The sequence below is a fragment of the Aureimonas phyllosphaerae genome (genome assembly GCF_900113065.1).
GTDB classification, from domain to species: domain Bacteria; phylum Pseudomonadota; class Alphaproteobacteria; order Rhizobiales; family Rhizobiaceae; genus Aureimonas; species Aureimonas phyllosphaerae.
The window spans coordinates 35,727-49,439 of the sequence record NZ_FOOA01000024.1; the positions used below are offsets into that span (position 1 = coordinate 35,727).

At 65.5% G+C, this 13,713-nt stretch carries 11 protein-coding genes and 2 pseudogenes; 3 read left to right on the plus strand and 10 right to left on the minus strand.

Annotated features, from left to right (window positions below; translation table 11 throughout):
* Nucleotides 1-217: 217 nt before the first annotated feature.
* Nucleotides 218-3,460, minus strand: a complete 3,243-nt coding sequence (locus BM175_RS19595; protein WP_090966098.1) for an Ig-like domain-containing protein — start codon at nt 3,458-3,460, stop codon at nt 218-220.
* A gap of 560 nt (nt 3,461-4,020) precedes the next feature.
* On the opposite strand from BM175_RS19595, the gene BM175_RS19600 reads away from it, so the two are divergent.
* Entirely contained in the window at nt 4,021-4,989 is a 969-nt protein-coding gene (locus BM175_RS19600; protein ID WP_090966100.1) for an acyltransferase family protein, read from the plus strand.
* A 36-nt stretch (nt 4,990-5,025) separates the two neighbouring features.
* On the opposite strand, the gene BM175_RS19605 is transcribed toward BM175_RS19600, so the two are convergent.
* The 3 genes from BM175_RS19605 to BM175_RS19615 all read right to left on the minus strand — a co-directional run bounded on the left by BM175_RS19605 (nt 5,026) and on the right by BM175_RS19615 (nt 7,511).
* Nucleotides 5,026-5,418 carry a hypothetical protein gene (locus tag BM175_RS19605; RefSeq protein ID WP_090966101.1) on the minus strand — a complete coding sequence of 131 codons (393 nt, stop codon included), beginning with the start codon at nt 5,416-5,418 and terminating at the stop codon, nt 5,026-5,028.
* A gap of 96 nt (nt 5,419-5,514) precedes the next feature.
* Complete coding sequence (locus BM175_RS19610) at nt 5,515-5,829, minus strand: hypothetical protein (RefSeq protein WP_090966102.1); 315 nt, start codon at nt 5,827-5,829, stop codon at nt 5,515-5,517.
* A gap of 158 nt (nt 5,830-5,987) precedes the next feature.
* Entirely contained in the window at nt 5,988-7,511 is a 1,524-nt protein-coding gene (locus tag BM175_RS19615; protein ID WP_090966104.1) for a right-handed parallel beta-helix repeat-containing protein, read from the minus strand.
* A 617-nt stretch (nt 7,512-8,128) separates the two neighbouring features.
* Between BM175_RS19615 and BM175_RS22835 the strand changes: the two genes are divergently transcribed.
* Nucleotides 8,129-8,290, plus strand: a complete 162-nt coding sequence (locus tag BM175_RS22835; RefSeq protein ID WP_175526928.1) for a hypothetical protein — start codon at nt 8,129-8,131, stop codon at nt 8,288-8,290.
* Between the two features lie 24 nt (nt 8,291-8,314).
* Here the strand turns inward: BM175_RS22835 and BM175_RS22840 are convergent, their stop codons facing one another.
* From BM175_RS22840 to BM175_RS19640, 5 genes and pseudogenes are all read right to left on the minus strand, one after another.
* Complete coding sequence (locus tag BM175_RS22840) at nt 8,315-8,485, minus strand: hypothetical protein (protein ID WP_175526929.1); 171 nt, start codon at nt 8,483-8,485, stop codon at nt 8,315-8,317.
* Between the two features lie 119 nt (nt 8,486-8,604).
* Nucleotides 8,605-9,182 (minus strand): annotated as a pseudogene (locus BM175_RS23130) (IS3 family transposase); the annotation flags it as partial.
* Nucleotides 9,183-9,486: 304 nt separating this feature from the next.
* The gene (locus tag BM175_RS19630) at nt 9,487-10,566 is read right to left on the minus strand and encodes a calcium-binding protein (RefSeq protein WP_090966109.1); all 1,080 of its coding nucleotides are present in this window, start codon (nt 10,564-10,566) and stop codon (nt 9,487-9,489) included.
* 524 nt (nt 10,567-11,090) lie between these two features.
* Nucleotides 11,091-12,155 (minus strand): calcium-binding protein, encoded by a 1,065-nt coding sequence (locus BM175_RS19635; protein WP_139224712.1) that lies wholly within the window; start codon nt 12,153-12,155, stop codon nt 11,091-11,093.
* A 341-nt stretch (nt 12,156-12,496) separates the two neighbouring features.
* Nucleotides 12,497-13,084, minus strand: coding sequence for a calcium-binding protein (locus BM175_RS19640; RefSeq protein WP_090966113.1), 588 nt, complete (start codon nt 13,082-13,084; stop codon nt 12,497-12,499).
* Nucleotides 13,085-13,169: 85 nt separating this feature from the next.
* Here BM175_RS19640 and BM175_RS23385 point away from each other — a divergent pair.
* Nucleotides 13,170-13,361: pseudogene (locus BM175_RS23385) on the plus strand (ISL3 family transposase); the annotation flags it as partial.
* Here BM175_RS23385 and BM175_RS19645 read toward each other — a convergent pair.
* Nucleotides 13,356-13,713: integrase core domain-containing protein (locus BM175_RS19645; RefSeq protein ID WP_139224713.1), on the minus strand; the 358-nt coding region annotated here is incomplete at its 5' end. The pseudogene BM175_RS23385 and the gene BM175_RS19645 sit on opposite strands and share 6 nt — an antisense overlap.

Here is a 13,713-nt window from a genome sequence, read left to right on the forward strand (position 1 = left end):
CAGGCAAGCCGCTGCGTGGCCGACTTCGACGCCACCCGACCGCTCCCGTGACGCGGCGGCGGAACGTGCGTTGCAGCATGGTTCATCTAACATAGGGTCTTCGAAGAAGGAAAGAGCGGTCCGTAGCGTGTGCCGCGCGCCGCCCGGCGTCCGGGCTCGTCGCCGGCGTCGGCGGGAGAGCGGCTCTGGCGCCCCCGCTGTGGCGCACTGTGCGCGCTCAGGCGAAGAGGAAGTTGTGCTCCGTCAGGCTCGACAGGGCCACGCGCTGTAGGGTCAGGCTCGAATGGTCGTCGAAGGTGATCACGACGTCGGCTCCGACCTGCGCGGCATCGGCCATCACGTCGCCGTAGCTGGAAGCCAGGTGCGGGTCGAGGGAGAGGACGTCGCCGCCGCTCGCCGGCGCCCCACCGCGGAAATCGGTGATGGTGTCGTGGCTGAGGTTCCGGGCGAAGACGAACGTGTCCGAGCCGCCGCCGCCGGTGAAGATGTCGTCGTGGACCGTGCCGACCAGACGATCGGCGTTGCGGGTTCCAAGAAGCGCGGTTCCCTCGATCTTGCCGACATTGCCGCTGCGGTCTTGCGTTGCGAAGGTGAAACTATGCGCCTTGGACGTATCGACCGTCGTGTCGAACATCCAGCTCCCGTACTTGGCCAGGACCGTTCCGGCCAGCTTTCCGTTGTCGAAGACCGAGATTGTGGTCTGGCCCTCGCTGGCGGCGCCGCGCAGCTGGGTCTGGCCGTTCGCGTTGGCCGCATTGAGGCGGGTGACCTCGATGTCGGCCGCCGTGTGGTCCACCGTGACGTCCCGGTAGATCGAGGCGCGTCCCAGGTTGCCCGCGTCGTCCTCGGCGAAGGCGGTGAAGCGGTGCCGGCCCTCCGACAGGCCTGCTGCCTCGAAGTTCCAGAGCCCGTCCGCGCCGACCCGGCTGGTCCCGATCAGCGTGTTACCGTCCAGGATCCGGATCGTGGAAAGCGCTTCCGCCGTGCCGGACAGGGTGTAGGCCGCGTCCTTCGTGAAGGCGGTGCCGAGGGTCCCGTCGATCGTCGCCCGGTCGGGCGCCTTGAGGTCCAGTGTCACGGCCGCCACGCTCGAGGCCGCGCTCCGGTTGCCCGACAGGTCGGTCTCCACCGCGGTGAACGCGCGGGTTCCGCTGGCGCGCGAGGCGACGTCGAGCTGCCACAGGCCGTCGGCCCCCGCCTTCGTCGTGCCCACGAGCTTGGTGCCGTCGTAGACCTGCACCGTCGAACCGGCGTCGCCGTAGCCCGACACCTGGATGCTCTCGGCGTTGGTCAGCCCGTCGCCCTTCAGGCCGCTGTCCTCGTAGGACAGGGAGATGGCGCTGGACAGGGGGGCCTCGGTGTCGATCGCGACCGGCTGGCCCGAAGGCGAACCCGCGACGGCCGTGCCGGCCGTGGCGCCGGAGAAGGACGCAACAGTCGCGCTCGTCACGTCGAGCGAGGCGACCTTCAGCGCCCCCGTGTCGTGGCCGTCGGCGATCTTGTAGGAGAAGGTAAGCTTCGCGGTCCCCGATCCCGAGACGTAGCTCGCCGACCCTCCATTGGCGAGATGGAGGGCGAGGCCCTTGCCCGCGACCGTCACGGCTTCGCTGAAATTGACGGAGACGGTCATCGTTTCGCCCGCCTTCAGGTGGCCGTCATTCGCCGAGAACGCATAGCCGACGGCCCTCGGCCCGACGGCCACGGTGGGGGCTGCGGCAGCGGGAAGGGCCGGGACCTTCGCCGCGTCCGGCGCCGCTTGGTCGACCGGCTGAGTCGTGCCGGCGGGAAGCGGCTCCGACAGCTTGGTCTGCAGGTTGGAGGCAGTGAAATCGGATGCCTTGACGTTGGTAAGCTGGGCCAGGGTGACGAGGTGGCCCGAACCGTCTACCGCCTTGATCACCGTGTCTTGGCCGTCCTGGACCGCGTGGATGGTGTGCTGGCCTAGAAGGTTGCTCCGGTCCCATCCCATGCGGATCGCGAGCACGGACACGTCGATGATGTCGCCGCCGACACCGGCCTTGAAGTCGCGGATCACGTCGCCGCCCTCGCTCAGGGCGTTGTAGGCGAAGCGGTCGCGGCCGTCCCCGCCCGACAGGTCGTCGCGTCCCGCGCCGCCCCAGATGTAGTCGTTGCCGCCGCCGCCTAAGATCTGGTCCGCGCCCTTGCCGCCCAGGAGCTTGTCGGCCTTGTTCGTGCCGATCAGGATATCGTCATCCCCCTTGCTGAGCGTGCGCGCGACGTTGGTCATGGTCACAGCCGTCGCGCCGATCGCGTATCCGGCCGTCTTGCTCTCGAAGAGGCTGTTGGTCAGGGTGTTGCCGACCGGCTTGCCGGAGATGATGAAGCTGTAGTTCTGGGTCTCGCGGACCGTCAGGTTGTCGACGACCATATTGCGGCCGTCGCCCTGGCCGTATTCATAGAACTGCAGGGCATAATCGTTGCCGGCGCCGCCGCTGTCCTTCATTCCGTTGCCCATGCCGCGGAAGCTGCCGAGCATGCGGGCGTCGAAGGCGAGCACCTCGCTGTAGGTGCCGTTGCGCGATTCCGAATGGAAGTCGAAGGCCGACTTCGACGCGTCGTAGACGACCGAGTTCGAGGCATCGAGCCCGATGTCGGCACCGTAGCTCGAGGCCGAGCGGCCGTTGGCCGTGGTGCCGACGCCGTGAACGAGGACGCCGTGCCCGACGGTCTCGGCGAAGAGGCCGTTCACCTCGGTGCCAAGCGACGTCGCAGAATGGACGCCAGCCCAGAGGTTCGAGGCGACGATGTCCTTCAGTTCGGCATGGACGTTGCTGACGACGTTGATTCCGGTGCCACCGTTCTTGACGGTCACGCCGGACACCTCGGTGTCGACGAGCGAGCGGATGTGGACGAGGTCGGTCCCAGACCAGGAGTAGGTCGCCGCGGTGCCAGTGACGTTACCGTTCTCGAGGGTGAAACTGCCGGCGGCGTAGGTCGTGGCGCGCACGTTGGCGGTGTAGAGACCCTGTTCGACGAGCGGCCCCTTCAGCGTGACCGTGTTGCCGTCGATCGCGACAATCTGGGCCGCTTGTCCGAGCTTCGTCGTCTGGCCACCGTCGCCGGCGTCGATGTGGTCGCCCGGTAGGCCGTTGTCGGCGACCACCTTCACCCAGCCGCCGACCTTGATGTCCGTTGGCAGGGCGGCATAGGTGATTTTGGCGTTGCCTGCCGTGTCCGACGACAGGGTCACGGCGGTCGGGGGGGTCTCCTTGCCTTCGGCCACGAGCACGCGGTGCTCGCCCGAGGCCAGAAGCGTGCTGCCGTTCAGGTCGATCTTGATGTGGTGCGCGTCGATCGACAGCTTAATTTCTTTGGTGACGAGGATCGTCGCGCTCTTGGGCAGGATCAGGGAGCCGCCGCCCTGGGCCTTAAGGACCTCGAGGCCCGCCACGATGTCGGCTTCGGTGGCGTTCGACTGGAGCTGGATGGTCAGCGGCATGGGCGTCCTCGAAAACAGCGGACCACCCGGACATCGAGGTGGTCATCATTGATTGAGGACTGTAATCGCTATCCTTTTAGTCTTGATGTGGCGCAGCAGTAGTATTTTAATAAAAAATCAAAAAATCATCTTATAATATAACATTTGAAATGAATTCTATTTTTGCAAAATTGATCATAAATCTATCGGACGCTCCGTCCGCCGCTACCGCGCCACCGCGCCAGGGTGGGCGGCGAGCGGCATCGAGGGCGGATGGGCGTCGGGGGGACGAGCCGGCCGGCCGCCGGCGGGAGGAATCGAATGCGGCCGGCGCTCGAATCAATTCCGCGTGATAACCTCGCCCTGATAATGACGGCATGATATTTTTTTTAGAAATACCTCCGACAATCGACTTGGGTTGCTTTGGGACGACTGATTTCGTTGGACGCGCTGCGCGGCATCGCCGCCCTGACCGTCGTGCTTCACCACCTCTTCCTCGCTTTCCGATCACGTCCGACCGGATCGACTTGGGATCGCTGTCCATCTGAGGAGAGTGGTCGACTTGGCTACACTATTCGCCGCTGAGAACCTTCGTTGGCGGTCGGCCTGCGGTGGTCCTGTTCTTCGTGCTGTCGGGCTTTGTGCTCGACATTGTCTTCCAGCGGGTGGCCCAGACACCCTATCTGGACTACGCGTGGAAGCGGTTCTGCCGGATCTACATCCCGTTCGCCGCGGCGATCCTACTGGCGGCGCTTCTCACCGCCTTGGCTGTAAACCAAGGGGTCGCCGGCCTCAGCGAATGGTTCCACGGCAAGTCCTGGACGGACCCGGTCAGCTTCGAGCTGATCGTCGCGCATCTCAGCATGGACGGTATCGCAAGCCATTCCTCTCTGAACAACGTGATGTGGAGCCTCGTGCACGAGATGCGGATCTCGCTGGCGTTTCCGCTCGTCATGCTGGTCGTCCTGCGCGGCGTGCCGGCGACGCTGGCGGCGATCGCCATCGTGCTCCTGTTCACCGAACTCACCGCCCCGCTCGTCACGCCGGACACGCTCCTCGCCTCGCTGAATGCGACGCTCTACTATTCGACTTACTTCGCCGCCGGCGCCCTGCTGTCGGTCCGCCGCGATGACGTCGCGCGCCGCGCGTCGGAAATGAAGCCTCTGTGGGTGCTGGCGACGATCGCGGTTTGTGTCACGCTCCTGGCCGTCCCGCCGGGGATCAAGGGGTCGGAGTTCCTGTTCGGGATCGCCTCCGTCGTCCTCATCGCCCTCGGGGCCAACGTCTTACAGCGCTTCCTGAACGTCGCGCCTCTGGTCTGGCTGAGGCGCGTCTCCTTCAGCCTTTACCTCGTCCATCTTCTTATTCTTCTGGCCACTTTCCGGATCTTTGACGGCGTCCTGTCGCCGCTGGGGATCTCCCTCCTGGTGATCGTCGTTTCACTGGCGGCGACCGAACTCTGCTTACGCCTCGTCGAGATGCCGGCGATGTCCCTAGGCCGGCGCCTGCCCCTTTCGAAGGCCAAAGGCGCGCCGTTCGCGAGTCCTTGATGCGGGGGTGGGGACGGTCGCGCCAAGGCGCCGCGCTCAAGGGCGTTGCTCGCTGCGGGCGTCCCCTGCGCCCCTGAGTTCGCCGGCGGCCGTCCGCACCACGCCGACAAAGGCCGTTGGTTTCAGCTCGCCGCGCGCCATCAGCGCCGAGCAGACGGCCAGCTTGCGCAGAAGCGCGCTGCGCAAGGCTGGAAGGCGGCGTGCGTGGCGGGCGATCACCATCAGCCCCGACCGGTAGCACTTGGCACGGATGGCGGTGTTGCGATCCCGATGCCCGATCGCGGGCTGCGGCAGGAAGTGTGCCCACCGGAACACCGCGAAGGCGCGCAGGGAGTAGTCGTTGTCTTCCGAGCCGTTCAGCCGCGCCCCGACGCCTAGATCCAGATCGAAGTCGCCGAGGTCGTGTGCGACTTGGCTGCGGAACACCATCGTGTTGGACGAGGCCCGCCGCAGGACGTCGTGGACCGAGGCGCCGCGCTCGAGCGTCGCGTTGATCCGAACCGGCGCGGACGCGTAGTCGCAGAATCAGAAGTCAAGAGACGCGTCGGACGCGAAGATGCCGTGGACATGCGCGAGGATGCCGTCCGTATACCAGCAGTCGTCATCCGGAGAGGCGACAATCTCGCCGTCGGCCATCCAGCCGAGGCGCCGTCCTTCGGCCAGAAGCTGGTTGCGCGCCACCGACAGCGAGAACATCTCGGGCACCGTCAGAAGGGTGGCGAACCGAGCCTCGTCCTCGAACATGAGCTCGGCGGGTACGCTCTCGCAGCCCTGCAGCAGCAGCAGCCGGATCGTCACGTCTGGCCTGGCGCGCGCGGCCGCCTCGACCGACGCCACCATCTTTCTGAAAGACCTTGGAGCGGCCGGAGGACAGGTTCGCCGTGCTGAACAGTTTGATGATCATCGCGCCTCGAGCTTATGACGTGCGTGGATGAGTGCCGCGCGATCCCGTGGTTCGGCGGCGGTGCTTGCGGCTTCTTGTCCTGCCGTCCACCCCTTCACGGATGCATGGGCTCGCGCGGCCTGACGTCGTAGATGCCGGCCGCCGGGTCGATATCGCGCACGAAGACGTCCTGCTGCCGATCCAGGACCCCGCCCCATCCCGCGGGCGGCCCAGGGGGCACCGGCGTCTCCCCTGGCTGGCCCTTGGTGTTTTGAATCAGCTCGTCCAGGATGACGTTCGGGTGCGGCGGGAGACGGGTCGTCACCTCCAACTGGGGCACGACGTTGCCCTCCACGACGGTCCGCTCGACCGGCGCCCGGCTCTTGGCGTAGAGGATGCGGATCCGCGCCGTCACGCGCGTCGGGTCGGAACTCAGCGCCACGTTCTCCGTAATCTCCGAGTCCTCGACGCCCAGCATCGTCAGCGCGTGCGTGGAATTGGTGACGATGACGTTGCCGCTCACCCGGACATGGCTCCATTTCCCGTCGAAGATCGAGATGCCCTGGCGGTAGACACCGGATTCGGGCGTCATCCACTGGCCGGCGACCTTGCGCTTCGGATCGGGCGGCTCCGCCCGCTGGGGCTGGTAGTGCAGGGTCAGGTTGCCGTCGATCACGACGTCGGAGGCGAGGTCCGGATCCTTGTTCCACCCCTGGATGGCGTCCGAATGCAGCGGATTTGACAAGCTGTTGCGCCCGTTCAGGATCGCATTGCCGAGGAGCCACTGGCGACCCGTCTCGAAAGTGATGTTGTCGTTGACCACGCCCTCGAAGCGGTTTCCCGCGACCAGTGCGGACGTGCCGGCCGACCGGAAGCCGTTGTAGAGATCGTCGAACCGGTTGCCGACGACCGAAGCGCAGTGCCCGCGCGAGAACAGGCCCATCCTGGAACGTTGCGCCCAGTCCTCATCACTCCATGATGCGCCGTCGGTGCGGGTGGAGAAGCGGTTGGATCGGAAGACGATGGACGACGCATCGGGAGAGACGGTAGCGAGCCACCGGTTGTTCTTCCCGTCGCCCGCCGAAGAGAAGCGCAGACCCTCGAACACGATGTTCTGGGCGTCAGTGACCCGCAGGGTCTCGATGACCGGGGCCGCCCCAGGCGCCGCCCGGATCGCGATGAAGCCGTCATTGCCGAGGTCGGGCACGACCACCGAGCCGTGATCGCCCGACCGCAGGAGCAACGTGTCGCCGGCCTCCAGCGGCATCTGGAGCCGACCCTTACGGATCGCGTCGAACACGGCGGATAGCGAGGGAAGCGGCCGCTCGGCGCTTCCCTCGCCGTCCAGCCGGCCGCCGACGGGATCGAGCACGTAGGTCCGCCCCTTCGACACGGGGTCGGGGAGGGGGCAGCCGTCGAAGGCCGCCGGCGCCTTCGTGCGCCCGTAGTCGAGGACGGAGCGCTCCATGTACTCGGTGAAGTCGCGCGAGGACAGGCGTTGGACGTCGCCCGACGGCTCGGACAGGATCGCGCTTTCGACGAAGGTGGAACGGGGTGCCTCCGTCGCTTCGGCGGTACCGCAGACCGTCAATGCCAGGGTCGCGGCGAGACCGACGAATTCGATCGCTCCTGCCTTCATGCCGATCGTCTCCTGTCGGGCGTTTCACCAAGTGCGAACGCGGTCGCGCGGGGGGCGCGGGAGGCACGGTTCATGGCGTCGTGCCGGCGCCGCAGCGGACGAGGCCATCGTCCCTCATGCGCTGCACGGTGTCGGGCACGATGACGGCCGCCGCTGAGGGCGAGGGATGAAGGCTGTCGCAGACCGCGAGATAGAGTTCGTTGAGCGGCAGCGCCGCCTAGGCCGGCCGGTGGTCGATGTAGCCGAGGCCGAGTTCGGCGACGAGTTCGCGATGCACCTCTTTGCAGCGGTCCCGCAGAGGAACTCATCCAAGAGCGCCGGCCGCCGAACGGGTTCATCCTCATCGCGTAGACAACGCGTCTACGATCCAACGCATGTTGGCCGTGCTCGTTGACGGGCCGATCAGCTTATTCAGCGCAGCGTCGTTGGCTCCGAACTCGATGAAGACAATGTCGGGCCGGGTCGCGGCGACGTCGCCGACCGCCTCGACGCCCCCGTCCGACGCGGTGCCGGCCCGACCTCGACTGCTGACCTCCCCCGGCCTTCCCAGACAGCCCCCGAAGACGTCCGCAGCGGGCTCCTGCCACCCTCCGTTCGCCGTCAGGCTCGTTCCGAACGTGGCGATCCGCAATCCGTCCGTTCCCGAATACGGCGGCGTGGCGACCGGCGCCGATGCCCGCAGCGCGGTGCAGCCCACGACCGCCTGGATGATCGAGGGGCGCCGCCTCACGGCCTTCCTTCTGCCGCCGGCCACCGTCTCGCAAGCGGTCGCGGCGTGACGACGGCCCAGGGGTCTACGTCCCTCAGACGTTGCGCTTGGCCAGGGCCGGCTCGGCCGCCTCGACGCTGCCGCAGCCGATCGAGAGATGCTCGAAGCCACCCTCCGCCATGGCCTCCAGCGAGAAGGCGTTGCTGAAGTCGACAGAGATCGGGTTGCGCAGGGCCGCCCGGTAGCCCTCCGGCGGGAACCGCAAGAACTTGTCCTATTCCGTCGCGAGAACGCAGAGGTCGGCCCCTTCGATCGCGTCCTGCATCGTCGGGCTGTACTCGATTGAACCACGCTGGGTTTCCCGGAGGCTGTTTGGTTTGAGTTCTACGCGGCGATCGGCATGGCCTCAAGCCTGGCGTAATAGACTTCTTCCGCTTCGACGTGCGGGATGTTGCCGATCGGCTCGAGCAATCGTCAGGTATTGAACCAGTCGACCCATTCGAGGGTAGCGAACTCGACGGCGTCGAAGGAGCGCCAGCGCGGTCCGAATGGCAAACGAGGCCGTCGCCGGCGAAGGACCGGCGTTGGTGGACCGCCTGTTCCGGAGCATTTAAAACGAAGTCCGTCGGCGCCGAGCGCGATACCCGCCAAGCAACGATGCACTGGGCGAAGGCGTCACGACGTCAGCGCAAATGCGCGGCATGTGTCGCGTAGGCGACATAAACAAAGCCACCCCAGGTCGCGACATCGGTTAGATCGCTGAGCCACAGCATGTTCGGGCGCGGCGCCTCGGAGATGCGGTCCACCCGGTCGGGCGGGCATGGCGCCGCGGTCTCGCGGATCGTGGAGCGCACGGTTTTGCCGCGGACGTCACCTTTCAGACCCATCTGCCGCATCAGGCGCGAAACGGTACAACGAGCGACGTCGAAGCGTTCGCGCCGCATCTGCCGCTTGACGACGCGCTCGATCGGCTCAGAGCCGTTCGACCCCGACGACACCGTCTCGGGTCGTTCAAGACCGCGGCAAGGGTGCCGCGCTGACTTGTGGATGCCGCAGAAGCGCGCACAGGGTCGTCGCTTGCGACCCATGCGGGAGCTTGATCTGGACAAGGGTGTCCGCACGTCCGTCCTCGCCGAGGCGGGCCGGCACCGCCCCTTTGGCCGGCGTCGATGCACGTACGGGGCAGCCCGCCGTTCACGGCTCCAACGAAAAGAGGCCACCGGCTTGCCGCCGGTGGCCTCGATTGTCTCGACGATGTCTTCGACCTTAAACGAGGAAGAAGTCCGTCTTGATGATCTGCGTGTTGTCGAGGCTGGCGCCCCGGCCGATCTGGGCGAAGGCTTCGGCCGCCGCGCCGCCGGCACCGTCCGAGTCGTAGGACACGACACCGGTCGCACTGTTGTAGATGATCGCAGCCACGCCGGCCACCAGCGCGGACGGGTCGGTCACGAACTGGTTGGCGACCAGCGTGCCGTCCGCATTGTAGTTCAGGCCCGTGAAAGCATTGCCGAGGGCTAGGTGGTCGTCGCTGGCGAAGTCGTAGATCGTGTCCTTGTTCGCGCTGCCGAACTCGTTGAACGCGAACGTGTCTGCTCCACCCTTGCCGTGAAGGCGGTCATTGCCCGCAAGGCCGGCGATGAAATTGTCGGACGTGTTGCCGGTGATCAGGTTCGCGGACGTGCTGCCGACGGCCTCGATCTGGTTGGTGCTTTCGTAGAGGCGCAGGTTCTCGATGTTGGCGTTCTGGCGCAGGTCGACCGAGACCGTCGACCAGATCGAGTCGTTACCGCCATTGGCCTGCTCGCCGACGACGCGCTCGTTCACGTTGTCGAAGACATAGCCGTCGTCGCCGGTCGAGCCCTGGAACGTGTCCAGCCCGCCGCGGCCGTCCAGCCAGTCGTTGCCGTTGGAGCCGATCAGCACGTCGCCGTCGGCGCTGCCCTTGATCACGAAGCGCTCGACGTTGCTGACATAGAGCTGCCCGCTGACGCCGGCCTGCTGCAGGAGCACGCCGCTGCCCTCGACGGACATCGTGAGCTGCTTGTTGGTGCTGTACTCCAAGATGTCGCTTTCGCGGATGCTCGAATCCGTGTTCGTGCCGCCGTAGTACGACGTGGTGCCCACGAAGGTATCGCCTTCCTGCACGACCAGACGGTCGTTGCCGTCGCCGCCGAGGAAGGTGGACCAGGTGAACGTGCCGGCTCCGGCGGTCTTGAACGTGTCGTTGCCTTCGCGGCCGATCACGGAGGCGTTGTCGTATCCCTTGGCAATGAGCGTGTCGTCCACGCGGCCGAGAAACTGATCGCCGGAGAGGACGATATTCGAACGGTTGTAGGTGGTTGCCATGGGTGAGTCTCCAGATGACGCTGTGGAATGAGGATATGCAAGATAGCGGTTAAATAGTCAAATGACATTATGTCCTTGTTAACTAACAGAGGAACTTTGGCATTTGGAGCAAAAAATGAGGCGGTTTGCCTCTTGTGGTTCAAGGGTTGAGTGCAATATCGCCGCGGCGAAGTCGTCGGCGGGAAAGTCTGTCCGCGCGTTGCCGGACATCTCGCAGCGCAACACAAAATATAAACGATGTATGATCTTGCGTGAGCAAGGCGCCGATTAGACATCGGCCGCCCGTATGTCCGGCCTCGCTATGCCGCTCCGAGACGTTCCGTCGGCTCGCGATGGAACGCCATGGGCGAGGCGTGCGGGCTCCCATGTCGGTGATCTCTGCGGGAGCATCCGGGTTCGGGTCCCCGGCCCCGGCAGTGCCGGACCGGGGGTCTTCCGGCGGCGTCGGCTTGCGGGCGAAGCCCTTCGCCGCGCCGCGCCTTCGAAACGCATCGCCGGTTCGCCACCGGCGACGCGTCGGCCGGTCAGGCCAGGAGGAAGTCCTTGTGGTCGAGGAAGGGCAGGTTCCGGCCGATCAGCGCGATCACCTCGGTCGGCGAACTGCCCGTGCCGTCGGCGTCGTAGGAGATGTTGCCGGTTTTGGCGTCGTAGATGATCTGGGCGTTCGTGCCCTCGGCACGGGTGCCGAAGGTGAGCGCACCCGCATTGAGGACGCCGTCGTTATTGGCGTCGAGTCCGGAGAAGACCGACTTGCTCAGCTGGATCTTGTCGTCGGAATCGAAGTCCCAGACCGAGTCCTTGTTTGCCTGTCCGTATTCCGCAAACACGAACACGTCCGCGCCGCCCTTGCCGTAGAGCGAATCGTTGCCGAGTCCCCCGGTGATGACGTTCTTGGCGGCGTTGCCGGTGATTAGGTTGGCCAGCTCGTTGCCGATGGCGTTGATGGCCCCGCCTTCTTCGTAGAGACGCAGGTTCTCGACGAACTGGTTCTGGCGCAGATCGACGGAAACTGTGGTCCAGATCGAGTCTTCGCCGCCGTTCTGGGTCTCGCCGACGACGCGCTCGGCGGCACTGCTGAACACGTAGCCGTCGTCTCCTGCCGAGCCGGCGAACGTATCGGCGCCGGCGCCGCCGTCCAGCCAGTCGTTACTTGAGCTGCCCACGAGCACGTCGTTGTAGGCGCTGCCGGTGATGACGAAACGCTCGACGCTGGTGGTGGTGATCGACCCGAGCGGAAGCCAGCCGAACTTCAGGGTGGTCAGGGTGATTTCCGTCTCGCCGGTGGACGAGACTCCGGTCTCGCGCATGACGATGCGGTCGGACGAGGAGAACTCGAGAATGTCCTTGTCCGCACCGCCGTTATAGGTGGATGAGCCGATCAGCGACGTGTCGGCGTCGACCACGAGGCGGTCGTTCCCCGCGCCGCCTTTGAAGGCGCTGAACGAGATGCTGCCGTTCCCCGTGGCGATGAACGCGTCGTCCCCGTCACGACCGAACACGTCCGCCAGCAGATACTTCTTCGCGCTGAGCGTATCGTCACCGTTGGTGAGCTGGACGGCGCCAAATATAAAGTTTGATTTAAATGTCATGAAGGCCCCCTGTGATGGTAACGGGATTAATAATGACGGCTAGATATGAGTCAACCAGAGGATTAATGATTGTTTAACGATGGGCGCTCCGCCCGCGATTGCATCGACCTCGGCGCCGTCACTGCCCGGTTCGGCAGGCCTGCCGCAGGGTAAGATCCGGTAGGCGCCGCTCAGGCGCCTGTTCCGACCAAAGAACCTGCCGGGCGCTCGGATTGCGTCCGCGCGATATCGCGATGTGGCACGCCCCGCGCGGAGCCGCCGCCCGGCATTCTCTCGGGAAACGCCAAGCGTCGGAACCGCCGGGAGAGGACGGTCGCCCGAAACGATTCGGAGCCGGGGCGTCAGGCCAGCAGGATGTCGCCGGAGTCGAGGAAAGAGAGGTTCTTGCCGACCATGGCAATCACCTCGGTGGGCGCGCCGCCCGTGCCGTCGGCTTCGTAGGAGAGGTTGCCGGTCTTGGCGTCGTAGACGATCTGCGCGTTGGTGGCTGCGGCGCGGTAGCCGAAGGTGAGGGCGCCCGCATCCAGAACCCCGTCGCCGTCCGCATCGAGACCGGAAAAGACCTGCTTTCGCAGCTGGATCCTGTCGTCGGCGTCGAAGTCCCAGATCGAGTCCTTGTTGTCCTTGCCCTTCTCGGCGAACACGAACACGTCCGCGCCGCCCTTGCCGTAGAGGCTGTCGATGCCCGTCCCCCCGGCGATGACGTTGCGGCCGGCCGAGCCGGTGATCAGGTTGGCTAGTTCGTTGCCCGTGCCGTCGATGTCGCCCGACTGGAGGCGAAGGTTCTCGACGCGCGGCCCAAGCATGAAGGAGACCGTGCTCCAGACGGTGTCCAGGGCGCCGTCGTCCGCGTCCTGGTCCGTGACCTCGTCGACCACGTCGCCGATGTCGTCGACCGTGTAGATGTCGCGTCCGGATCCGCCGATCATGTCAAACGGCCTGCAAAACTGGGTCTGACTCACAACTGATGCAGTTTGGCGGCGGGAATGGCGATTTCCGATAGGGATCTCTGCCATGTCGTGCCGTCTTTCGCTCTCGTCCGTCGTTCCAGCCGGGCTGGTTGTCGATCACCAGGAGTTTGTGGACGGCGTCCTGATCGTCACCGCCTCGGCGCGAGCATTATCGGCGGCATGCCCGTCTTGCGATCGACTCTCGCACCGAGTGCACAGCCGCTACTATCGGCGTGTCGCTGATTTGCCCCTAGCTGTTCAGTCCCGGCATCTGGTGGATCGGATTGACGATGAACCGGTCGGGCTCTGAGGTCCAGATCCGGGCGATGTACTCGTAGGGCGTGAGACCGCCGAGCGTCTTCAGCCGACGGCCGAAGTTGTAGGCCGCCATGAAGTCGGCGAGATGCGTGCGGAGCTGATCGTGGCTCTCGTAGTGGAAGCGTTTGACGGTGGCTTCCTTGATCGTGCGATTCATCCGCTCGACCTGACCGTTCGTCCACGGATGGTTCGGCTTGGTGAGGCGGTGCTCGATCCCGTTGGCCTCGCAGATCATGTCGAAGCGCATCTGCCGGGACCAAGCCGTGTTGCGGTTGCGCGGCTGCTCGGCG